Genomic DNA, 22,117 nt, shown 5'->3' on the forward strand with positions numbered 1-22,117 from the left:
ATGGCTCGCATCCCCTCATTCGTCGCGGGCATGATCGCCGGCGCCCTCGTCGCGGCGAGCACCGCCGCGGTAGCCGTCACCAGTGGCGCTGACCAGGACACCACCCCGTGGTTGACCGTCAAGGTCGCCGATGCCATGGGCACGAGGGACACCATCACCTGGGTACCCACCGGGTCCTTCGCCTCCTCATCACAGCAGCGGGTGCCCCGCTATCCGATGACCGCCATCCAGGGAAAGGACACCAGGGACCTGAAGCTCGCCGGGGTGCGCAACGAACAGGTTTCCGCACAGCTGGCGATCGCTTCCGGACATCGCCTCACCGATGTGGAGGCCGTGGTCGGCGACCTGACCGGCCCCGGCGGCGGGAAGCTGTCGGCGAAGGTGCGGTTCGTCACCTACGTGCCCGTGCAGCGCTCCAAGAGCGAGGTCGACTGGTCGGCCACCATCGACCAGGTCAGCTCCGCCAAGGAGATCTCCGGCGACCGCAATCCGGATGTGGTGGGCGACGCCCTCGACGAGCGGAGCTCCATCGACGTGCCCGCCTACGCCGCCCAGCCGATCTGGTTCACCTTCCGCATTCCCAAGGACGCCAAGCCGGGCACGTACTCGGGGACGGTGACCGTTCGGGCCGACGGCAGTAGCCAGGCCAGCTACCCGCTGACCATCGAGGTCGCCGACGTCGCCGTGCCCGACCCCGCCGGCTACCGCTTCTTCCTGGACGTGTGGGCGCAGCCCGAGACCATCGCCCAGGCCCACGGGGTCAAGCTCTGGTCCGACCGGCACTGGAGCCTCATCGAGGCCTACAACAAGGATCTGGCAGACCGAGGCCAGAAGGTCATCAACACCACCATCGTGGACAACCCCTGGCATCACCAGTGGTCGCTGGGCACCCGGCAGTCGCAGACGGCCATGCCGTACTCCAGCATGGTGGGCTGGGCCTGGGACGGCGAGAAGTTCACCTTCGACTTCTCCCGCTGGGACCGCTACGTCGAGACCGCGCGCAGAGACGGGCTGGGGCCCGACATCGGCGCCTACTCGATGCTGGCCTTCCAGGATCGCGAGCACCTCACCTACACCGACACCCGCACAGGCAAGACCGTCAACGAGTACGTCGACCTGGGCGGCGAGCGCTGGCGCCTGGCGTGGGGCACGTTCCTGCGCGCCTTCGAGCAGCACGTGACAGCCACGGGGTTGCTGGAGCATACCTGGCTGTCCTTCGACGAGCGCCCGAGCGACATGATGAAGGTCGTCAAGGACTTCGTGCACGAGGTCGCCCCGGCCTTCGACAACCGCATCTCGGTCGCCGGATCGATCAACACCGAGGCGATCGCGTCCAACCTCTCCGTCGACTGGGGCGGCATCGACCAGATGACCCCGGAGAAGGCGGAGGAACGGCGCAAGGCCGGCAAGACCACGACCTTCTATGTGTACGGTTGGCCGCCGCACCCCAACACCTTCTCGTACTCGCCCGCCGTCGAGGCGCGGATGCTTCCGTGGATCGCCGCCCAGCGGCACCTGGACGGCTTCCTGCGCTGGTCCTACAACAGCTGGACCAGCCACCCCTTCGAACAGCCGGTCCACATCTTCACCCAGGGCGACGAGTACCTCGTCTACCCCGGCCTGAACGGGCCGATGTCGTCCATCCGCTGGGAGCAGCTGAAAGACGGCATCGAGGACTACGAACTCGTCGCGCAGCTGCGCGAGAAGTCCGGAGACAGCGACACCCTGACTCAGGCCCTGGCCATCGCGACCAGAAACCTCGACGGCCGCGGCAAGGACGTCACCGACATCGGGACCGCGCGCGCGGCCGTGGTCAAGGGGCTGACCTCATGACTGAAGGAACGTTCATGACCGAACTCACCCGCAGGCGGATGCTGACCGGGATGGCCGTGCTGGGCGGTGCGATGCTGGCGGCCCCCGCGCAGCACGCCCGCGCGGCAACGGCTGACCAGGGCTTCGACACCACCGCCGCCGCGGACGCGCTGCGGCGGCTCGTGCCCGACCACCACCAGCAGATCACCCTGCGGGCCGTCGGCGGCCAGGATCGCTTCAAGGTCACCGGCCGCACCGGGCAGATCACCCTGGAGGGCACCAGCAACGCGGTGCTGCTCACGGCCTTCAACGCCTACCTCCACAAGGTCGCCCTGGCGGACATCTCCTGGAATGGCGAGCAGGTCAACCTGCCCAAGCAGCTGCCCGCCCCCGCCAAGGAGATCACCGGAGCGGCGAACGTCCCGCACAGGTTCGCCCTCAACGACACCAACGACGGCTACACCAGCCCGTATCGGAGCTGGGAGGCCTGGGAACGCGAACTCGACGTGCTCGCCCTGCACGGCATCAACAACGTCCTCGTCTACATCGGCGGCGACGCCGTCTATTACGACACGTTCCGCGAGTTCGGCTACTCCGACGAGGAACTGCGAGCCTGGATCCCTGCTCCCGCCCACCAGCCGTGGTGGTTGCTGCAGAACATGTCACACTTCGGCGGCCCCGTGTCGAGGCAGCTCATCGAGCAACGCGCCGCCCTCGCCAAGAAGATCATCAGCCGAGTGCGAGAGCTGGGCATGACACCGGTCTTACCCGGCTATTTCGGCACCGTGCCTGACGACTTCGTCCGCCGCAATCCGGGCGCGTCCGTCGTCCCGCAGGGCAGTTGGGGATCCTTCGCCCGCCCCGACTGGCTCGATCCGCGCACGGACGCCTTCACCGACGTCGCCGCGGCGTTCTACAGCAAGCAGCGGGATCGCTTCGGCGACAGCACGATGTACAAGATGGACCTGCTCCATGAGGGCGGCAACCCCGGCGACGTGCCGGTCAGCGAAGCCGCCAGAGCCGTCGAGACGGCTCTGGCGGCGGCCCGCCCCGGGGCGATCTGGGTGATGCTGGGCTGGCAGACCAACCCGCGCAAGGAGATCCTCGATGGGGTCCACAAGAGCAGGATGCTCATCGTCGACGGTCTGTCCGACCGCTATCCCACGGTCACCGACAGGGAAAGCGACTGGGGCGGCACTCCGTACACGTTCGGCAGCATCTGGAACTTCGGCGGCCACACCGCGATGGGCGCCAACGCTCCCGACTGGGTGAGTCTCTACCCGCAGTGGCGCGGCAAGAAGGGCAGCGCGCTGGCGGGGATCGCGGCGATGCCGGAGGGCGCCGACAACAACGCTCCCGCGCTGGCGTTGCTCACCGAGCTGGCCTGGACGTCCGACACCATCGACCTGGACGAGTGGTTCGCCTCGTATGCGACCTCCCGGTACGGCGGCGCGGACCCTCACGCCACGGCGGCCTGGCGGACGATCCGTGCCACCGCGTACGGCACGAGCCGCGCGGACGGGTGGAGCGAGGCGCCCGACGGGCTCTTCGGAGCCCGGCCGAGCCTGGGCGCGGACAAGGCGGCGGCGTGGAGTCCAGCGGCAGACCGCTACGACACCACCGCCTTCGACGCGGCGCTGACCTCGTTGCTGCAGGTCGCGCCGAAGCTGCGGGACAGCTCGGCCTACCGGTACGACCTGCTCGACGTGACCCGCCAGGTACTGTCCAACCGCAGCCGGGTGTTGCTGCCGCAGATCAAGGCGGCATACGAGGTCGGGGATTCGGCCTTGTTCACCACGCTCAGCCGGACCTGGCTCGGCTGGATGACGCTGCTGGACGACGTACTGGCCACCTCCGACCAGCACCTGCTTGGCCGATGGTTGGCCGACGCCCGATCCTGGGGCTCCGCTGCGGAGGAGAAGGACCAGCTGGAGTACGACGCGCGATCGCTCATCACCACCTGGGGCGGCCGTCAGGCCAGTGAGGAAGGGCTGCACGACTACGCCAACCGGGAATGGTCCGGCCTGGTCACAGGCCTGTATCTGACCCGGTGGAAGACCTTCTTCAGCGCGCTCTCCGCAGGCCGCCGGCCTGCCGACATCGACTGGTTCGAGGTGGAGGACCGGTGGGAGCACCAGCACGACACCTACCCCACCAGCGTCAGAGGCGACATCCAGCAACTGGCGAAGCAGGTGCGCGACACGCTGGCCGCCGACCCGTACCAGGTCGCGCTTACCGCCTCCGGCGACAGGGGGGCGGTCGCGCAAGGCCGCCCCGTCACCGTCACCGTGTCCTTCACCAACCGCAACGGGTTCGCCGCGGCCACGAATGTGACGCTGTCCGTCACCCCTCCGAAGGGCCTCGTCACGAAGCCGGAAGGCGTGGTGACCGCCGCGTCGGTCGCCTCTGGAGAGACCTTCCGGGCCCGCTTCACCGTCACGCTCACCGGGCCGGCCGACACTGTCGTGGCACAGATACCCGTGGGCGCCTCGTACCAGATGGGCGGCACACCCGGGTCGGCCGTCGCGGCGCTCCGCCTGCTGGCCGGGACCGGGGTGACGGAGCCGTACCGGAGCGCGAGCTTCAACGACGCGGTCTTCGGCCAGGCAGAGGCAAGCCTGGGCATCGAGGGCGGCGGCGCCGACCTGTGGGGCGGCACCAACGAGTTCGGCACGATCTATCGGGCCGGAGCGTACGGCGTGGCCTCTGTCGCCACGGTGAAGGTCACCCTGCAGGACAACACCGGCGGCTGGGCCCGCGCTGGACTGATCACCCGCAACAGCCTGCCGGAGCAAGGCGGAGGCGGATATGTCAACCTCGCGGTGACCCCGTCCAACGGATGCGTACTGGCCTGGGACGCCGACGGGAACGGCACGTTCGACTCGATCAGCCTCGCCGACTCGTACACCGCCCCGGTGTATCTGCGGCTGACACGCTCGGATGCCACCTATACCGGCGAGTGCAGCCCAGACGGCATCACCTGGACCACGGTCGGCAAAGCCACCCCGGGCGGCCCTGCGGCCAACCAGGACGTCGGCGTCTTCATGACGGCCGCGAACGGCTGGACCGGAACCCGTGGTGTCGCCGAGTTCCAGGACTTCACCGTTTCCTGATCGCCGCTGTCGCCCCCGCCGACGCCCGCACCCCCGGCCGAACCCTGGACCTGGGGTGCGGCGTCGGCGGCCGCGCCCCACCTAGAGGCGGGCGCAGCTCCTCGTCCGGCCAGCCCGGGTCGCCTGGATCATGTTTCGTGATCTTGTCCACGGTGTACGCCGTCACCCGGCGCCTGCTTGTGGGTGCCAAGAACTCGGCCACCCTATGCGACCTGTACGTATTCGTGGATCAGCTCACCGAGACGGTCACGTCGAATGACCTTGATATCGTCCTCGACCGGGTCGGGAAGGGCTCGCAGCGGAGCGGTCTGGCCCAGGGAGCGATGTGGGCGATGCTCATTGAAGTGAGTCTCATAGGTAGCCAGCACTTCTCTGCACCTGTCAAGTCGAACTTGCCCGTGTCGCGGTTGTCGCAGTTGTGCGACGATCACACGATGTTGCGCAGCCTTGAGATCGGCGCGGTCCTGTCCGAGATCGACCAAGCTCACCGGGATCGCTTGTTCTGGAAGCCAAAGATCGCTTTGAGCCTGGACTGCTTCGTCTGTGAGCGGGTCGGCCGAACGACCTTTCTGGAGTGGGGTGCTGAGCGGGCCGTCTGCATGAGTGGAAGGAACGAGCAGCATTTCACCGCAGCACGGATCGCGGCGTTCGACGTCACGAGCCAGGACGACCGGTTGATGTTGAGGTCCGTGGTGGACTTCTGGTGGGCGCCGTTCAAGGACGCCAAGCGAGGTGGGCCGTCGAAGCCCGTGAGTGATTGGGTCCGTCTCCACTACGGGTGCTACTGCCCCAATCAGGAGCACCAAGAGACGCCTGACGACGGTTCGATCCAGACGAACGTCAGGCGTCCCAGCAAGCTGCGTTGCGGGGAGTGCAAGGCAGAGATCGCGGTGGATGCGGAGGTCCCGTCGATCCGGCTGCTGACGTGAACGGCGGGCCGTTCTTGCTCGTCGGTAGGGTCTTGCCGTGACCGGGCGGAAGGGCCGGTGGCCGAAAGCTGACCAGGGCCGCGGCATCGAGGACGCGGCGCTGCTCATCTTGGAGTGGCTCGCGGAGCAGGGCGTGAATGCGATGCTCAGGGTGGATGCTGAGAGGCTGGCCGAGGGCCGCCCTGCTTGGACGTTCGCAGCGAGTGGCGGGCCGCTGGTCTCGGGCATGAGGGCGGACGGTCCCAGCGCTGAAGTGTGCTTGTTGTTGGCGGTGGCCAGGTTGCGGGACCTCGGCGTTGACGTGCCGTTCTGATTGATCATGCGGAACCCCTGGGGGTAGGTAGGCCGAGGCTGACGGGGCCGATCCGGCTTAGGCGGAGGGCTTCTTCTCGTTTGCCGACGAGGAAGCCGAGGGTGAGGTCGAGTCCTTCGAGTTCACCCAGCCAGCCTTCGGCTTCGGAGCGGGCTCGGCGGGCGAGGAGGTCGGTCTCGATCTCGTCGAGTCGGCTGATCATCTTGGGGTCGACGTGGAGCATGGGGCAGCGGATGCAGGCGTGTTCGTGGCTGCACGGGGTGGCGTAAGGGCGTCCGCAGTTGCCGAGTTCGAGCTTGCGTTTGTCGAAGTGCTCTTCGAACTCCTGCCATTCCTGATCGGTGGTCGGCCGGTACTCCTCTTGAGGGCGCATCGCGCGGCGGCGTGCGAGGTGGCTCTGGTAGCGGCGGACGACGTCTTCGTTGAACACGGCGACGTAACCGCGGGTGGTCTCCAGGTTGAGGTGCCCGAGGAGAGTGGCGCCGATGTGGATGGGCAGGCCGCTGTTGACGAGATCGGTCGTGAACAGGCGACGGAAGTCGTGCGGGACGAACTTCAGGCCGGTGAACCGGTCGTCTTGTTCGGCGAGCCGTAGGCAGACACGGTCGAGCATGCAGCGGACCGCTCCGGTGGTCATGACCTCGTTGCGTTGGCCGATGTGCCGCTGGAATAGAAACGGTTGGGGTTCGGTGGTGACCCGTTCGTGCTCGTCGTAGCGGGTGGCCAGCGGCACCGTCGGGCGGCCGGTCGTCAGCCGCCGGATGATGCGGGCCAACACGTGGAACAGCTCGGCGGAGACCGGGATCACGCGTTCGCGGTCGGTCTTGGAAGGGGCGATGACCAGGAGCGCGACGACTTCGCCGTTGGGCCGCCGGTATTGGCGGATGCTGAGCTGGGAGAGCTCCAGGAGTTCCTCGATCCGCACTCCGGTGTGCCGCAGGGTCTCCACAATCGCCCACTGCCAGAACATGGTGTCCTCGGCCAGCGTGACGTTGATGGCCTTGCCGGTCGCCTCGTCGAGGAACCGGATGTTGGCGAACCCGTGCATTTGTTCGCGTCGCCGGTCCGCGTTGGTGAACAGGCGCCGGTAGATACGCGAACCGACCGCCACGACCTCGCCGGGCGGGGTGTCGGCCGCGGCCAGGAGCGCGGCCATGGTGGCGTGCGCGTCTTCGACGTAGCGCGTCAAGGCGGGCAGCAGTGGTTGCAGCTGGCGGGTCTGGTCAGCCATCCGTTCCCGGGTCCGGCGCCGCCGCTTGGCTCCGGCACGCAGTTCCTGATGCGGGATCGGGCAGGGCGCGGCCCAGTGGGCCCATCGCTCCGCTTCGTGCGCTGACCAGGCCTGGATGTCAAAGTAGAACGCGCGGACGGTCACCAGGATGGAGTCGAGGTTCTGGCGGGGCTTGATTGAAACCAGCGATGTCGAACCGTTCCTGCCAGGTCGCGCCGGGATGCTCCGCGAGGTGCCCGAGCTGCGCGGCCTGGCCAACACCCTGGCCTACCTCTTCTGGAAGAAGATCGAGACCTTCAACCCCGAACAAGCCGACCTGCACCTGACCGAGGACATCTATCTGCGGTGGCGGGAGGCGCTCGAAACCCTCGACAACGGCTCGTCGACCACTATCGCGTCCGGAACGAGAAGGTCACTGACCTGTTGGTCCAGTACCTGGAGCGGCGCAGCCACGACATCGACTACAGCAGGCGTTGGCCGACGACGACCCCTGGCAGGCACTGGTCAGCTTCCTGTCCCACACCATCCAGGCACAGGTCACCGACGCTTCCCTGGCCCCGGTCACCGCCGCGTCCGCGGACGCACTGCCGCGCACCACCGAACTGAAACGGACTCTCTGGTCGGCCGGCGAACGGCTGCTCAAGCGGGCCCGCGACGCCGGTGTCGTGCGCGCTGACCTGACCTCCAGCGACCTGGTCCCGCTCATGTGCGGAATCGGCTACGCCGCGAACGTCCACGGCAGCAGTCCCGCGGCCCGTACCGAAACCGCCCACCTCTATCTCACCATGCTGCTGGAGGGTCTCCACGCCTGACCCCAGTCATGAGGTCAGGCGGGCGGTCAACTCCCCCGCGATCTTGGCGGTGAGGCGTCCAGCAGCGTCGAGTTTGTCGCCGAGCCGCCCCTTGGGCGCCGCCACGTTGATCGCCGCCACGACTCGCCCGCGGAAGTCGCGCACCGGCGCCGAACACCCCACCACCCCCACCTCGAACTCCTCGTCCACGGTGGCGTAGCCGCGCACCTTGATCCGGGCGATCTCCTCCAGCAGAGCGTCGGTGTCGCCGAACCTGACCGCGCCCGCGGCGGCCAGCCGTTCCGGCGTGAACCAGTCGCGGATCACGGCAGGTTCCCAGTCTGAGATCAGCACGCGCCCCGCCGAGGTAGTCGGGACGGCGACGCTGATGCCCTCCCAGCCGACCCCGCGGAAGGCGTGCGAGGGCGACTCGCTGAGCAGGGTGAGAACGTCGCCGCCGCGCAGCACGCACAGGTGCGCGGTTTCATGGATCTGCGCGACCAGTTTGCGAAGGTACGGCCCGGCCACCGCGACCAGGCGCGCCTCGCCGGTCCGGGCGGCCAGCGCGTACAGCCGCCAGCCCAGCCGATACCCCAGCGTGTCGGGGTCGCGCTCGACCAGGCCCTCCTCGGCCAGCGAGGCCAGCGCCCTGGAGACCTGCGTCTTCTCCCGCCCGACCAGTTCGGCCACGCGCATGACGCCGACCCCGCCGTGGTCGGCGAGCACGTCGAGCAGTTCGAGGTCGCGCCGCAGGCCCGAGGCGTTGGTCCGGACCATGAAACCTCCAGGTGCCATATGGACAACAAGTGTTGCGTTCAAGGTTTGCACACATTTAACGTCATCGGCACCTGAACGGGAGGAGATATGGACTTCTCCAGATATCTGGAACGCCGGTGGGACAACCTGCTGGAGATGGCGGCGCAGCACGCCGCCGTGGTGACGCTGTCGGTCCTGCTGGCCACCGTGATCGGTGTAGTGGTGGGCGGGCTGACCTGGCGCAGCGAGCGAGCCGGTACGGTCGCCGTCTCGACGGCGGCCACGCTGCTCACGATCCCCTCACTGGCGCTGCTCGCGCTGCTGATTCCCCTGCTGGGGCTGGGATGGGCGCCGACGATCGTGGCGCTGGTCATCTACAGTCTGCTGCCGATCGTGCGCAACACGATCGCCGGACTGCGGAGCGTGGATCCGGCGATCCTGGAGTCGGCCAGGGGCATGGGGCTCACCGACCGGCAGGTGGTCGCCAGGATCCAGCTGCCGCTGGCCTGGCCGGTGATCATCACCGGGATCCGGGTCTCGACCCAGATGCTGTTCGCGATCGCGACGATCGCCGCCTACGTGGCGGGGCCGGGGCTGGGCAACGAGATCCTCTCGGGCCTGGCCAGGCTCGGTTCGGCCAACGCGCTCAACCAGGCCGTCGCGGGCACCCTCGGTGTGGTCCTGCTGGCCCTCCTGTTCGACCTCGCCTTCGTCGGCCTCCGCCGCATCACCACCCCCAGGGGGCTCCGTGTCTGACATCCAGCTCATCCAGGTGACCAAGCAGTACGACGGCCAGCCGCATCCGGCCGTGGACGAGGTGACGCTCGACATCCCGGCCGGGGAGCTCGTGGTCTTCGTCGGCCCGTCGGGCTGCGGCAAGACCACCACGATGAAGATGATCAACCGGCTGATCGAGCCGACCAGTGGACAGATCCTGCTGGGCGGTGAGGACGTGCTGGCCAAGGAGCCCAACGACCTGCGCCGCCACATCGGGTACGTGATCCAGCAGATCGGTCTGTTCCCGCACCTGACGATCGCGGACAACATCCAGCTGGTGCCCGGCCTGCTCGGCTGGAGCGCCGATCGGCGCCGCAGACGGTCCGACGAGTTGCTCGACCTGGTCGGGCTCGACCCGGCGAGCTTCCGCGACAGGTATCCGCGGCAGCTCTCGGGTGGCCAGCAGCAGCGGGTCGGGGTGGCCAGGGCGCTGGCCGCGGATCCGCCGGTGATGCTGATGGACGAGCCGTTCGGCGCCACGGACCCGATCACCAGGGAGCGGCTGCAGAACGAGTTCCTGCGACTGCAGGCCGAGCTGCGCAAGACCATCGTCTTCGTCACCCACGATTTCGACGAGGCCATCAAGCTGGGCGACCGCATCGCCGTGCTCAGGGAGCGCTCGCGGATCGCGCAGTACGACACCCCCGAGCGGATCCTGGCCGACCCCGCGGACGAGTACGTGGCGGGCTTCGTCGGCTCGGCCGCGGCGCTCAAGCGGCTGGCTCTGATCCCAGTGGCCAAGCTCGCGGTCCGGCCGGGCCCGCAGAACGGGCTGCCCGCCGTACCGGAGGACGCGACGGCGCGGGACGCGCTGGACCTGATGATCCGGCACGGAACCTCAAGCGTGCGGGTCGCGGGCGGGACCGTCGACTTCGCGACGATCAGCGGCCTGCTCGGGGGCGGCGATGGCCGCTAGGAGGAACATCGGCATTCCCCTGCTGTTGCTGGCGGCGCTGGGCGTGACCTACCTGTGGGTGTCGGCGCAGGACCTGGACAGCATGGAGGCCCGGGTGCTGAACGCGTCCTTCATCCGGGACGCCACCGTCTCCCACCTGTTGCTGACCGCAGTTGCGGCGGCGCTGGTCGTGGTGATCGCGATCCCGCTCGGCGTGCTCCTCACGCGGCCGTTCGCGCGCCTGCTCACGCCGGTGGTCATGGGCGTGGCCAACGTGGGCCAGGCCGCCCCGGCGCTCGGTGTGATGGTGCTGCTGTCGATCCTGTTCGGCATCGGCACGAAGATCGCGATCGTCACGCTGGTCTTCAGCGCCGCGCTGCCCGTGCTGCGCAACACGATCGTCGGCATCCAGCAGGTCGATCCCGCGCTGCTGGAGGCCGGGCGCGGCATGGGCATGAGCCGCGGGCAGATCCTGCGCAGGCTGGAGCTGCCGCTCGCGGTCCCGATCGTGATGGCAGGACTGCGCACCACGATCGTCATCTGCGTCGGCATCGCGACCGTCGCCACGTTCATCAACGCGGGCGGCCTCGGCGACATCATCGTCGCCGGGATCAAGCTGCAGCGCACCCCCATCCTCGTCACCGGCGGCGTGCTGACCGCCGTCATCGCCCTCGGCCTGGACTGGCTGGCCGGGCTGGCAGAGAAGTACGTCCGCCCCCACGGCATCTGATGGAGCACTCATGTTCAAACCCCTCGTCCTCGCGGCCGCCGCGCTGCTGGCCCTGACCGCCTGCGGCGGCGGGTCCAAGCCATCCCCTGGTACGGCAGGCGGTCTGCAAGGCGCCTCGATCGTGGTCGGCGCCAAGGACTTCTCCGAGCAGAACATCCTGGCCAACATCACCGCCGAACTGCTGAAGGCGCACGGCGCCAACGCCGAGGCCAAGGAGATCAAGGGCTCGGCCAACACCCGCAAGGCCCTGGAGGCCGGGGAGATCCAGCTGTACTGGGAGTACACCGGCACCGCGTGGATCACCTACCTGGGCAACGACAAGCCGATCCCGGACGCCGCCCAGCAGTACGACGCCGTGGCCAAGGCCGACAAGGACAAGAACGGCATCACCTGGCTGCCCGCGGCGGGCTTCAACAACACCTACGCCCTCGCCGTGGCCAGCGAGAAGGCCGGCCAGCTCGGCGTCGCCAAGCTGTCGGACCTGGCCAAGGTGGACAAGCCGACGATCTGCGTGGAGAGCGAGTTCTCCACCCGCAACGACGGCCTGCCCGGGCTGCTGACCGCCTACGGCCTGAACGTGCCCAAGAACGACATCAAGCTCCTGGACACCGGTGTCATCTACACCGAGACCGACAAGGGCCAGACCTGCACGTTCGGCGAGGTCTTCACCACCGACGGCCGGATCAAGTCGCTCGGCCTGACCGTGCTCGACGACGACAAGAAGTTCTTCCCCGTCTACCAGGGCGCCCCCACGCTCAAGACGGAGACGCTCACGAAATATCCGCAGATCGCCCAGATCCTCGCCCCGCTCACCCAGAAGCTCACCACCGAGGTCATGCAGGGGCTCAACGCCCAGGTTGACGTCGACGGCGAGGACGCGGCGGACGTGGCCAAGGACTGGCTGGACAAGGAAGGACTGCTCAAGTGATGCAGATCGGGGAGAGCTTCGTCGGGGAGGGAGCGGAGGCCGCGCACGTCAACACCGTGCTCGGCGACCGCTCCGGCCCGGCGGGCACGGCCTGGGCCACCGCCCTGGCCACGCCCAGCCAGGGGCACGCGCCGTTCGTGGCCGTCCTGAAGCCGGGGCTGCCGGTCAAGCCGCTGACGCTGTTCGTCAACAAGGCCGCCATCGCCGGGGCCGGCCACGGCACCCTCACCTGGGGACCCGCCCAGGCCGGGGTGGCCGCCGGGGTAGCGGACGCTGTCGCGGACGGGATCGTGAATAATCCCGATGAGCTGGTCTTGATCGCCGCAGTGTGGGTGAATCCCGAGGCCAAGGACGCGGACGCCGTCTACGTCAACAACCGGGTGGCCACCAGAGAGGCGCTGGAAGCCGGGGCCACGGGAATGCCCGCGCTGGACGACGTGCTCGCCGCCAGGCACAGCCCGGCCAACCCCTTCTACACCCCATGAAGATCACCAGCATTCGGCTCGACCGGCTCCGCCTCCGGCTCGACCCGCCCTTCCACGCCGCCTGGGACCCGGTGCCGCGCCGCCACTTCGATGCCACCATCGTGCGGGTCGAGACCGACGAGGGCGTGGTCGGGATCGGCTCGGGCGACACGATGGATGGCTTCGAGGCCTTCGAGCACCTCTTCCTCGGCACCGACCCGCTCGACATCATCCGCCACGTGCGGGCCATCGAGACGATGAACTTCCACTCCGGCCGCTACTGGCCGCTGGAGGTGGCGCTGTGGGACATCATCGGCAAGGTCGCCGGGCTCCCTGTGGCCACCCTGTTCGGCAACGTGCACAAACGGGTGCGCGCCTACGCCTCCAGCGGCGAGCTGAAGTCGCCCGGGCAGCGGGTCGAGTCGGCGCTCGCCGCCCGCGAACGCGGCTTCGGCGCCATGAAGATCCGCATTGACCGCGACGGCCTCGATGAAGGCATCGAAACCGTCCGCCTGGTGCGCGAGGCGCTCGGCGAAGGCTTCGAGATCATGGTGGACCTCAACCAGGCCTGGCGGATGGCCGGGGACGTCGAGCCCGCCCTCGACTTCGCCTCCGTCCGGTCCACCGTGGAGCGGCTGCGGGATCTGGGCGTCTTCTGGGTGGAGGAGCCGCTGCCGTACCAGGACATGGCCGGGCTGCGGACGCTGCGGGCCGAGACCGGGATGCGGATCGCGGCGGGTGAAATGCTGCCCTCCACCAGCGACCTGCTGTCCTACCTGGAACACGACGCGCTGGACGTCTATCAGATGGACGTGGTGCTGGCCGTCGGCATGCACCGTGCCCGCACGATCGCCGAGGTCGCCCAGCTGCGGCACCGCATGTTCACCCCGCACAGCTGGACCAACGGCATCGGCGTACTGGCGAACCTGCACGTCGCGGCAGGGGTCGGCGGCGGGCCGTACTTCGAGTTCCCCTACGATCCGCCTGGATGGACACCCGAGCGGCGGGACTTCATGCTCACCGAGCCCGTGGACGTCACCGCGGACGGCTACGTCGAGGTGCCGCAGGTGCCCGGCATCGGCGCCGTGCTGGACGAGAGAGAAATGGAACGTTGGAAAATCTGATGTTCATCGACGGCGCCTTCGTCGAGGCGGCGAGCGGGGAGACCTTCGAGGACCGCACGCCCCGCGACGGCTCGGTGCTGGCCCAGGTCGCCGCCGGTGACGCGCCCGACGTCGACCGGGCGGTGACCGCCGCCAGGCGTGCCTTCGACGACGGCCGCTGGCGCGACCTGCCGCCGCGCGAGCGCAAGCGGGTCCTGCTGCGCTTCGCCGACATGCTGCGCGAGCACCGCGAGGAGCTCGCCCAGCTCGAGACACTCGACGTCGGCAAGCCCATCGGCGAGTCCCGCCGGGTGGACGTCGAGGGCGCCGCGACCTGCCTGCAGTGGTACGGCGAGGCCGTCGACAAGACCTACGACGAGATCGCCCCCACAGGCCGCGACGCGCTCGCCCTGGTCACCAGGGAACCGCTGGGCGTGGTCGGCGCGGTGGTGCCGTGGAACTACCCGATGATCATCACCTCATGGAAGATCGCCCCCGCGCTGGCCATGGGCAACAGCGTCGTGCTCAAGCCCGCCGAGCAGTCGCCGCTGTCGGCGCTGCTCATGGCCCGGCTGGCGAGCGAGGCGGGCCTCCCTGACGGGGTGCTCAACGTGGTCACCGGCTTCGGCGAGACCGCCGGAGCCGCCCTGGGCCGCCACCCCTCCGTCGACAAGATCGCCTTCACGGGCTCACCCGAGGTCGCCCGCTATTTCCTGAAATATTCGGCGGAGTCGAATGGCAAGGCCGTGTCGATCGAAGCGGGCGGCAAGTCCCCGCAGGTCGTGCTGGACGACGTCGGCGACCTCGAGGCGGCCGCCTCGGCCATCGCCTGGGGCATCTTCTACAACGCCGGCCAGACCTGCAACGCCGGATCCCGTGTGATCGTCTCCGAGCGCATCAAGGACGACCTGCTCGAGGCCATCGGCAAGGTCAGCTTCACCGTCGGCGACCCGCTCGACCCCGCCACCACCATGGGCCCCCTGGTCGACCAGGCCCAGGCCGACCGGGTCATGGGCTACATCGACCTCGGCGTCGAGGAAGGCGCCCACCTGGTCTCCGGCGGCCAGGCCGACGGACTCTACGTCCAGCCGACGATCTTCGACGGCGTCCGCAACGACATGCGCATCGCCCAGGAGGAGATCTTCGGCCCGGTCCTGTCCGTGATCACCTGCTCCTCCGAGCAGGAGGCCGTACGGCTGGCCAACGACACCCGCTACGGACTGGCCGCCAGCGTGTGGACCCGCGACGTGAGTCGCGCCCACCGGGTGGCCCGGCAGTTGCGCGCGGGCACGGTGTGGGTCAACACCTTCGACGCCAGCGACGTCATCACCCCCTTCGGCGGCTTCAAGGACACCGGCACCGGACGGGACAAGAGCCTGCACGCCCTGGACGCCTACTCCGCACTCAAGACCACCTGGATCGCGCTGTGAACATCGCCTTCATCGGCCTGGGCCACATGGGCGGGCCCATGGCCCGCAACCTCCTCAAGGCCGGATATTTCCTGACCGTGCATGATCTGCGGCGAGAGGCCGCGGCCGAGCATCTCGACCTGGGCGCGCGCTGGGCGGACTCAGTCACCGAAGCCGTCGCCGACGCCGACGTGCTGATCACCATGCTCCCCGGGCCCAAGCAGGTCACCGCCGTGATGAGCCAGGTGACGCTCAAGCCGGGCGCCACCTGGATCGACATGTCCACCTCCACACCCGAAGCCGCCCGTGTCTTCACCGTGGACCGGCTGGACGCGCCGGTCAGCGGCATGGCCAAGGGCGCCCAGAACGGCACGCTGCAGATTTTCGTCGGTGGACCCGAGCCGCTGTTTGAGCGATTTCTGCCGATATTCCGGGCTATGGGGTCGACGATCCTGCACGTCGGCCCACACGGCGCCGGCTACACCGTCAAGCTCATGATCAACCTGCTCTGGTTCGCCCACCTGGTGGCCACCACCGAGGTCCTCACCATGGGCGCCAAGGCGGGAGTCGACCTCGGCGTCCTGCGTGACTCTTTGATCGCCAGCCCCGCCAACAGCACCTTCCTGGAACGCGACGTGCTCAGCGTGCTGCGTGACGGCGACTACGACGAGTCCTTCGCCCTGGCGCTGGCCTGCAAGGACCTCGGCCTGGCCGTCGACCTCGGCCGCGACGTGGGCGTCCCGGTGGAGCTGTCGGCGCTGGTGGAGCAGATCTACCGGCGCGGCCGTGCCCGCTTCGGCGACCTGGCGGGCGAGATGGCGCCCATGCGGCTGTACGAGGAAGTGGCAGGACTCGACCTGCGCATCGGAGACGCGGCATGACCTTCACGCTCACCCCCACCGGGACCATGCACTTCGGACCCGGATCGCTGGTCGGACTCCCCGAGGCGGTCGGATCCGCACGTGCCTTCGTCGTCACCGACCCGGGTATCGCCGCGGCGGGAATCCTGGACCGAGTGCTCGCCGTACTGCCGGAAGCCGAGGTGTTCGCCGAGGTCGAGCCGAACCCGTCAGTGAACACGGTGGCCCGGGCCATCGCCGCGAGCGGGCGTGCCGAGGTGGTCGTGGCGCTCGGCGGCGGGTCGAGCCTGGACGCCGCCAAGGCCGTGGCACTCGGCGCGGCCAACCCGGGCGTGGCCGCGGCCGACCTCGACTACCGTGCCGAAGGACTACGGCCGGGCCTGCCGATCGTGGCGATCCCCACTACCGCCGGCACCGGCGCCGAGACCAACGGCTTCGGCGTCATCGAGGACACCGCCGCCCACCGCAAGATCTACCTGGGCAACTCCAGCACCCAGCCGATCGTCTCCATCCTCGACCCCGAGCTCACCGTCGGCCTGCCCGCCCGCGCGACCGCCGCCACCGGCGTGGACGCGCTCGTGCACGGCATCGAGTCGCTCACCTCCCGAAGCCGCAATCCGATCTCCGAGGCGTACGCGCACCAGGCCGTCCGCCTGGTCTACCGGTGGCTGCCGGTGGCCGTGAAGGACGGGACCGATCTGGAGGCGCGTGGGCAGCTGCTGCTCGGCGCCCATCTGGCGGGGTTGGCGCTCAGCATCTCCGGGCTCGGGCTGGTGCACGGCCTCGCGCACGCGATCACCGCGCGGACCGGCGCACCGCACGGGCTTGCGCTGGCCTCGGTGCTCAGGGAGGTGCTGGAGTTCAACGTGCCCTCCTGCGGCGAGCCGTACCGGCGGATCGCCGTGGACCTGGAGCGGGACGACCTGGTCGAGGCGGTGCGGGAGTTCGTGGAGACGGTCGGAGCCGCGACGACCCCGGCCGAACTCGGCTGCACGCCTGACATGGTCGCGGATCTCGCCGCGGTCGCGCTCGCCGACTCCGTGACCGCCAACACGCCGCGCATACCCACCGAGAATGAACTGCGCGACCTGCTCACCACCGCAATGGAGGGCCGATGAGCTTCGCCGTACGGGATCCAGCAACAGGCGAGGTGCTGGACGAAGTTGCCGATGCCGGTCCTGACGAGGCGACCGCGGCGCTGGACGCGGCAGTGGACGCGCAGGAGGCGTGGGCGGCCACCCCGCCCAGGGAACGCGCCGCCGTGCTGCTACGGACCCGCGACATGCTCCTGACCAGGATCGAGGAATTCGCGCTGCTCATCACGCGGGAGATGGGCAAGCCGCTGGCCGAGTCGTGGGCGGAGGTGCAGTATGCGGCCGACTTCCTGCAGTGGTTCGCCGAGGAGGCCGTCCGGATCTCTGGCGAGTACCGGGTCAGCCCGGGCGGCGACTTCCGCATCGTCACCACGCGCCAGCCCGTCGGGCCCTGCCTGCTCATCTCGCCGTGGAACTTCCCCCTCGCGATGATCACCCGCAAGCTCGGCCCAGCGCTGGCCGCAGGGTGCACGGCTGTGGTCAAACCCGCCGAGGACACGCCACTGTCGTGCCTGCTGCTGACCCAGGTGCTCGGCGAAGCCGGTCTCCCGCCCGGCGTGGTCAACGTGGTCACCACCAGCCGTCCCGCGCCGCTGGTCGAGCGGCTGCTGGCCGACCCGCGGCTGCGCAAACTGTCCTTCACCGGCTCCACCCAGGTCGGACGCCTGTTGCTGGCCCAGGCGGCGGGCAACGTGCTGCGCACCTCGATGGAGCTCGGCGGCAACGCACCCTTCCTGGTCTTCGCCGACGCCGACCTGGACGCCGCCGTCGAGGGAGCCCTGCTGGCCAAACTGCGCAACGGCGGGCAGTCGTGCGTGGCCGCCAACCGCTTCCTGGTCGAAGAGCCGGTGGCCGAGGAGTTCGCGACCCGCTTCGCCGACAGGATGTCTGATGTACGGCTCGCACCGGGCACCGACCCCGGCTCCCGGCTCGGCCCCCTCATCAACGCTCGCCAGGTGGAGCGGGTCGCCGGGCTCGTCGACGACGCGGTGACCCGCGGGGCCCGCGTCCTGACCGGCGGTCGGGCGGCCGGGCCGTACTTTCCGGCGACCGCGCTGACCGACGTGCCGCCATCCGCCCGCATCCACCACGAGGAGATCTTCGGGCCGGTCGCGCCTATCACCACCTTCAAGGACGAATCCGACGCGCTCGCGATGGCAAACGACACTCCCTACGGGCTCGTCGCCTACCTCTACACCCGCGACCTCGGGCGCGCTGTGCGGGTGGGCGAGCGCCTCGAGACCGGGATGGTGGGGCTGAACCGTGGCCTCGTCTCCAACGCCGCCGCGCCGTTCGGCGGCGTGAAGTCCTCCGGGCTCGGCAGGGAGGGCGGCTTCGAGGGGATCGAGGAGTACCTGTCGACCAAGTACCTCGCACTCGATCTCACATCTTGACGGCTCGCGGTCGTGCGGGCGGCGGTCAGTGGAGGAACAGCCGGCCGCCGTCGATGTCGTAGGTAGCGCTGTGTTGGTCTTGGTGGGCCTCACTGTAGAACCCAGACACGACTGATCCACACTGGTTGACATGGTCACCACGGTGCCCGAGGGCACGTCGGATGACGAGGTCGGCCGTGGCCATTCCTGCGCGCCGAAAAGCGAATGGACACCCCGTTCTGCGACGTGTACGAGCTGTCTGACGGAATCCCTCACATATGCGACCGCGCTCTCCGCAAGCGCCGACGCACCGCCTCGACGCACCCATCGTCGCGCTCGAAGCCTTGACCCTTCCTTCTCGTCTGCTTTGCTATGGGATGCGCACATCCTGAAGCGCGCATTCCTAGCGTCATAGCTGTGCGAGGTGCGACAGCGGCCGGGGCGGCCACCCTGCTTGTAGCTGCCCTCCTGGCCGCATGTGGCGACGAGCAGCAGGTGAGCTCGATGCCAGGCCAAGCCGCGACGATCATCGGCTCTGGCTCCACGGCACAGCTCGGCGCAATCGATGCCTGGCGTGCGGGATACGCCAGGACCGTCCCAGGTGCGCGCATCATCTATCGGGCCAACGGCTCCGACAACGGCATACGCGACTTCATCCGCGGCGACACAGCATTCGCCGGGTCCGACGTCGCGATGAATCGCGAGCAGAAGGCTCAGGCCGACAAGCGCTGCGCCGGCCGGGCACTCCATCTACCTATGGTCGTGGGGCCGATCGCCGTGATCTACAACCTCCCGGCAATAACCGCATTGCGCCTCTCGCCCACCACCCTCACCGGCATCTTCAGCGGCAAGATCACCACCTGGGCCGACCCCGCGATCGCCCGGGAGAACCCAGGCGTCAACCTGCCCCACACAGGCATCCGGGTATTCCATCGATCAAACGGCTCGGGAACCAGCAAGAACCTGACCCGCACCCTGCGAGCGATGGGCGGCTGGCCGTACAAGCCCTCGACACACTGGTCCGCGCCCGGAGGAGAGGACGTCCAGGGATCAGCAGAAATGACCGACAGCGTGTCACGCACGGAAGGTGCGATCGGTTACGTGGAGTACGGATATGCCAGCGGCGCGGGATTGCGCACAGCCAAGATCCGGAACGCTGCAGGTGAATACGTGGCGCTGTCGCCGGAGAGCGCGAGCAGGAGCCTGTCCGGGGCTGAGGTCGCCGGCACGGGCGGAGACCTGACGGTCAAGGTCGATCCCACCGTGAAGAGGTGGGGAGCGTATCCAATCGTCCTGCTCACATACGAGATCGTCTGCGACAAGGGCTCACCCGCTCTCCTTCGAGGCTTCCTCCGCTACATCGCCAGCGACGCCGGGCAGTCCAACCTGTCGCTGCTCGGCTACGCCCCGCTGCCTCCGGAACTGCTCGCCAAGGTCCGCGCGTCGCTCGCCACCATGACGTAAGAGCGTCGGAGGCGTAGCCCGTTCCCCGAACGTCCACGGCTCCTGCGTGAGCCCGGTGACGCGGTGGCCCCGCCGTGGCGACTGCTTCACGTGCTCTTCGACCAGTTCCTCCGTGCGGCCTGCGGCAGGGCCGGCGTGAAGGGGAACGGGGTGTCCAGTGGAGCGAAGTTCATGCGAACTGCTTTCCGCGCCGGGGCGGTGTTCGCCGGGCATCGCACGGCTGGCGTTGGCGGTGGCTCAGCTGCGCGGGGGCGTTGCCGACGTCGCGACGTTCACGGCTGGGTGTCAGGTTTCGATGGGCCTGGTCGGCGGGTAGGCAAAGCGGTACGTCCGGGGGAGATCCTTCGGCGAGGATCGGCATCGCATCAGATGCCAACGCCATGGCCGTTCTCATGTTCGGGGGCTTGGACGGCCGGGTCCGGTCTCGCCTGCGGGCGTCCGATGTGTGCCCCCGGTCTCAGCGGGGGTTGTGATGCGCGTAGTCGTCGATCTTACGCGGTGTCAGGGGCATGGCCAGTGCGTCTTCGCGGCGCCCGGCGTCTTCGCCATGCACGGGCAGGAGGCTCTGGTCTACGACCCGAACCCGGACGAGGCCGAGCGTGATCGGGTACGGCGGGCGGTGGCGGCGTGTCCCGTTCAGGCCATCCACGTCGGCGGACCCGCGACCCACGTGGCGAACGGGAAGGCGACCGCCCAGGACGCCCAGGGCCCCCGGTGGGAGGGGCGCATCGTCATCGTCGGCGCATCGCTGGCGGGCCTGCGGGCCGCCGGTGTGCTGCGGCGGGAGGGGTTCACGGGACCGTTGACGCTGATCGGGGACGAATCACACGAGCCCTACGATCGGCCGCCGCTGTCCAAACAGGTGATGGCCGGACAGGTCTCGCCCGAGCACACCCTGCTGCCCCGATTGGGCGAGCTGGACGCCGAATGGCTGCTGGGCCGGCGGGCGACAGGGCTGGATCTGCCAGGCAGGCAGGTGTTGCTCGCTGATGGCCGGCAGGTGGGATTCGACCGGCTGCTGATAGCCACGGGGGTTCGCGCCCGGCCGTGGCCGAAGCCAGATGAGGCCGCTCTGGACGGGGTGTTCGTGCTGCGCACGATGGAGGATTCGGCCCGGTTGCGGCAGCATCTGGCCGCCAGTGACGGGCGGGTCCTGATCATTGGCGCCGGGTTCACCGGATCGGAGTGCGCTTCTGTCTGCCGCGAGCTGGGCCGTACGGTGACGGTCGTCGAGCGGGGTCCGACCCCGCTGTTCGGCGCCCTGGGCGGGGTGATCGGCGCGATAGCGGCCGACATCCAGCGCGAGCACGGCGTGGACCTGCGCTGCGGCACCTCGGTCACAGCTCTGGAGGGCGACTCGGATGGCCGGTTGCGCTCCGCGCGCCTGTCCGACGGCAGCACGCTGGAAGTGGACACGGCGGTGGTCGCGCTGGGCGGAATCCGTAACGTCGAGTGGCTGGACGGCTCTGGTCTTGCGGCCGGGGTGTGGGGGGTGGCCTGCGACGCGGGCTGCCGGGCCGTCGATGTCAACGGCGTCGTCACCGACGACATCTTCGTCGCCGGGGACATCGCCCGCTTCCCGCACGCGGTCTACGGCTACCAGTTCGTGACCCTGGAGCACTGGGGCAATGCGGTCGCGCAGGCGGAGGTCGCCGCCCACAACATGCTGAGCGACCAGAGCCAGCGCTGGCCGCATCTGTGGCTGCCCGTCTTCTGGTCCAGCCAGTTCGGCCTCAACATCAAATCCGTCGGGGTCCCGACCTTCGCCGACGAGGTCGTGATCACCCAGGGTTCGGTCGCCGACCGGCGGTTCGTCGCCGCCTACGGCTATCAAGGGCGCACTACCGCCGCAGTCACCTTCGACCAATCGATGTGGCTGGACTTCTACCACCGCCTGATCGAGCAGGCGGCGCCGTTCCCGCCCGAGCTCGCCACGGCCGAGGGGCCGGTCGAGCTGCGCCCGGTTCCCGCCGAAGTCCCCGACCACGTCGCGGCCACGCAGAACGCCACGGTCGTGGTGACCGGCCACGACCCGGGCGAACGCCGCGCCACGCTGGTGCTCCGCCACTCCTGAT

Annotated in this window: 19 protein-coding genes; 17 read left to right on the plus strand and 2 right to left on the minus strand. The window is 68.9% G+C overall.

The genetic code is table 11. The features are described from left to right. The 4 genes from KIK09_RS05905 (at position 1) to KIK09_RS05920 (ending at position 6,167) form a co-directional block, all read left to right on the plus strand. Positions 1-1,833, plus strand: a complete 1,833-nt coding sequence (locus tag KIK09_RS05905; protein WP_214317575.1) for a DUF4091 domain-containing protein — start codon at positions 1-3, stop codon at positions 1,831-1,833. 14 nt (positions 1,834-1,847) lie between these two features. Next, complete coding sequence (locus tag KIK09_RS05910) at positions 1,848-4,925, plus strand: alpha-N-acetylglucosaminidase (protein WP_214317576.1); 3,078 nt, start codon at positions 1,848-1,850, stop codon at positions 4,923-4,925. A 152-nt stretch (positions 4,926-5,077) separates the two neighbouring features. Next, positions 5,078-5,854, plus strand: coding sequence for a hypothetical protein (locus KIK09_RS05915; protein WP_214317577.1), 777 nt, complete (start codon positions 5,078-5,080; stop codon positions 5,852-5,854). Between the two features lie 37 nt (positions 5,855-5,891). After that, the gene (locus tag KIK09_RS05920; RefSeq protein WP_214317578.1) at positions 5,892-6,167 is read left to right on the plus strand and encodes a hypothetical protein; all 276 of its coding nucleotides are present in this window, start codon (positions 5,892-5,894) and stop codon (positions 6,165-6,167) included. A 4-nt stretch (positions 6,168-6,171) separates the two neighbouring features. Here the strand turns inward: KIK09_RS05920 and KIK09_RS05925 are convergent, their stop codons facing one another. Further along, on the minus strand, positions 6,172-7,398 hold the full coding sequence (locus KIK09_RS05925) for a tyrosine-type recombinase/integrase (RefSeq protein WP_214317579.1): 1,227 nt from the start codon (positions 7,396-7,398) through the stop codon (positions 6,172-6,174). A 473-nt stretch (positions 7,399-7,871) separates the two neighbouring features. Here KIK09_RS05925 and KIK09_RS05930 point away from each other — a divergent pair, with 473 nt between their 5' ends. Next, positions 7,872-8,210, plus strand: coding sequence for an SbtR family transcriptional regulator (locus tag KIK09_RS05930; protein ID WP_214317580.1), 339 nt, complete (start codon positions 7,872-7,874; stop codon positions 8,208-8,210). 6 nt (positions 8,211-8,216) lie between these two features. Here KIK09_RS05930 and KIK09_RS05935 read toward each other — a convergent pair whose 3' ends face one another. Then, positions 8,217-8,966, minus strand: a complete 750-nt coding sequence (locus tag KIK09_RS05935; protein WP_214317581.1) for an IclR family transcriptional regulator — start codon at positions 8,964-8,966, stop codon at positions 8,217-8,219. An 87-nt stretch (positions 8,967-9,053) separates the two neighbouring features. On the opposite strand from KIK09_RS05935, the gene KIK09_RS05940 reads away from it, so the two are divergent. The 12 genes from KIK09_RS05940 to KIK09_RS05995 all read left to right on the plus strand — a co-directional run bounded on the left by KIK09_RS05940 (position 9,054) and on the right by KIK09_RS05995 (position 22,116). Beyond that, positions 9,054-9,701 carry an ABC transporter permease gene (locus KIK09_RS05940; RefSeq protein ID WP_214317582.1) on the plus strand — a complete coding sequence of 216 codons (648 nt, stop codon included), beginning with the start codon at positions 9,054-9,056 and terminating at the stop codon, positions 9,699-9,701. After that, complete coding sequence (locus KIK09_RS05945) at positions 9,694-10,638, plus strand: ABC transporter ATP-binding protein (RefSeq protein ID WP_308163941.1); 945 nt, start codon at positions 9,694-9,696, stop codon at positions 10,636-10,638. The genes KIK09_RS05940 and KIK09_RS05945 overlap by 8 nt, the downstream gene beginning before the upstream one ends. Then, positions 10,628-11,347 carry an ABC transporter permease gene (locus tag KIK09_RS05950; protein ID WP_214317583.1) on the plus strand — a complete coding sequence of 240 codons (720 nt, stop codon included), beginning with the start codon at positions 10,628-10,630 and terminating at the stop codon, positions 11,345-11,347. The genes KIK09_RS05945 and KIK09_RS05950 overlap by 11 nt, the downstream gene beginning before the upstream one ends. Before the next feature lie 10 nt (positions 11,348-11,357). Then, positions 11,358-12,275, plus strand: a complete 918-nt coding sequence (locus KIK09_RS05955; protein ID WP_214317584.1) for a glycine betaine ABC transporter substrate-binding protein — start codon at positions 11,358-11,360, stop codon at positions 12,273-12,275. Beyond that, positions 12,275-12,760, plus strand: coding sequence for a formaldehyde-activating enzyme (gene fae / locus KIK09_RS05960; RefSeq protein WP_250572770.1), 486 nt, complete (start codon positions 12,275-12,277; stop codon positions 12,758-12,760). Before KIK09_RS05955 ends, fae begins: the two co-directional genes overlap by 1 nt. Then, positions 12,757-13,863: a mandelate racemase/muconate lactonizing enzyme family protein gene (locus KIK09_RS05965; protein WP_214317586.1), complete on the plus strand. Its 1,107-nt coding sequence runs from the start codon at positions 12,757-12,759 to the stop codon at positions 13,861-13,863. Before fae ends, KIK09_RS05965 begins: the two co-directional genes overlap by 4 nt. Then, positions 13,863-15,272, plus strand: a complete 1,410-nt coding sequence (locus tag KIK09_RS05970) for an aldehyde dehydrogenase (RefSeq protein WP_214317587.1) — start codon at positions 13,863-13,865, stop codon at positions 15,270-15,272. The genes KIK09_RS05965 and KIK09_RS05970 overlap by 1 nt, the downstream gene beginning before the upstream one ends. Further along, a complete protein-coding gene (locus tag KIK09_RS05975) occupies positions 15,269-16,132 on the plus strand; it encodes an NAD(P)-dependent oxidoreductase (protein ID WP_214317588.1) in 864 nt (287 codons plus the stop codon). Before KIK09_RS05970 ends, KIK09_RS05975 begins: the two co-directional genes overlap by 4 nt. Further along, entirely contained in the window at positions 16,129-17,229 is a 1,101-nt protein-coding gene (locus KIK09_RS05980; RefSeq protein WP_214317589.1) for an iron-containing alcohol dehydrogenase family protein, read from the plus strand. Before KIK09_RS05975 ends, KIK09_RS05980 begins: the two co-directional genes overlap by 4 nt. Beyond that, positions 17,226-18,599, plus strand: a complete 1,374-nt coding sequence (locus tag KIK09_RS05985) for an NAD-dependent succinate-semialdehyde dehydrogenase (RefSeq protein ID WP_214317590.1) — start codon at positions 17,226-17,228, stop codon at positions 18,597-18,599. The genes KIK09_RS05980 and KIK09_RS05985 overlap by 4 nt, the downstream gene beginning before the upstream one ends. A gap of 396 nt (positions 18,600-18,995) precedes the next feature. Further along, complete coding sequence (pstS, locus tag KIK09_RS05990) at positions 18,996-20,042, plus strand: phosphate ABC transporter substrate-binding protein PstS (protein WP_214317591.1); 1,047 nt, start codon at positions 18,996-18,998, stop codon at positions 20,040-20,042. A gap of 472 nt (positions 20,043-20,514) precedes the next feature. Beyond that, on the plus strand, positions 20,515-22,116 hold the full coding sequence (locus tag KIK09_RS05995) for an FAD-dependent oxidoreductase (RefSeq protein ID WP_250572527.1): 1,602 nt from the start codon (positions 20,515-20,517) through the stop codon (positions 22,114-22,116). Position 22,117: the final 1 nt, after the last annotated feature.

Origin of the sequence: Nonomuraea sediminis (genome assembly GCF_018531495.1) — a bacterium.
GTDB classification, from domain to species: Bacteria; Actinomycetota; Actinomycetes; order Streptosporangiales; family Streptosporangiaceae; genus Nonomuraea; species Nonomuraea sediminis.